The sequence below is a fragment of the Methylobacterium sp. WL119 genome, from assembly GCF_008039875.1.
Classification (GTDB): Bacteria; Pseudomonadota; Alphaproteobacteria; order Rhizobiales; family Beijerinckiaceae; genus Methylobacterium.
Window position 1 is genome coordinate 1 of the sequence record NZ_VRUU01000239.1, and the last position, 919, is coordinate 919.

At 36.9% G+C, this 919-nt stretch carries 2 protein-coding genes; both read right to left on the reverse strand.

Features of this window, described 5'->3' with window-relative positions; genetic code table 11:
* Window positions 1-392 (reverse strand): hypothetical protein (locus FV227_RS28645; protein WP_210246754.1); only part of this gene is annotated, 392 nt, incomplete at its 3' end.
* A partial coding sequence (locus FV227_RS28650; protein WP_147860484.1) for a class I SAM-dependent methyltransferase occupies window positions 385-919 on the reverse strand: 535 nt, incomplete at its 5' end. The genes FV227_RS28650 and FV227_RS28645, both read right to left, overlap by 8 nt.

Sequence of the window (919 nt, forward strand, 5' to 3'; positions counted from 1 at the left end):
ATATATAGATGTGAATCTGCGACGTTTAAATCTCCGCTAAAGTTCCATCTATCGATGATCCACGGTAATTCGTCTCTATTTTCATAAAAATAGATGTCAATATATGTCTGCGTTCCTTTAATATGGCGTGTGGCTTGCAGAAAAAATTGTGTTAAGTTTGGATTATTATCAATGTCAACGCTAAACCCTGCATCAGTTAATAGTGGTGCGACGTTCCCTCGGTGCTTAATGTCTATATACAAATCTATATCGTCATCGTTTTTAATAATATCTTTTTCACGGGTAAGCCCAAGTAACGTACCAAAAAATGGAAAAGGTGATACGCTATCCAATGCTTTATATGCTAGTATTAAGTTATCTCGATTATACTTTCTTTTGACAGGGTCAATCATATTGCCGGTCCCCACAGAAAATTCCACGCACGAGATACGGGTCTTCGTCTCCATAAGGAGCTAGGCCTCGTGAAGAGTAAATTAACTCTGGAAACATATTAAGTGCTTTGCAGCATTTTTCTAATTCTTCGGGTACAATAAATCTTCTATAGTGTTCCTGCTCCACCTTAAAAAGATTTTTATCTTCTATACTCCTTGCCTCGAAGCAAAAACGCGCACCTAGACCAACAAACTTGGAAATTCCCTTAAGTAATATATCTTCATCATGTCTATTAATCGCGTGTAAAAAAAATCTCGAATAAAGCAAAGTCTTTGATGGTGTGTAATTACCCAAAGACAATATAGATTTAATACCGTCTAACGCAACATCCATTTCTATAAAATTACAGTTTGCACCAGAAATGCGCTTTTGCTGAATGCAGCTAGAAATTGCACTATTAGAGGAATCAATGCCTAGAACGTTCCAGCCTTGGCTTGAAAAGAAAAAGGAATCTCGACCATTCCCACATCCAATATCTATTAATGTG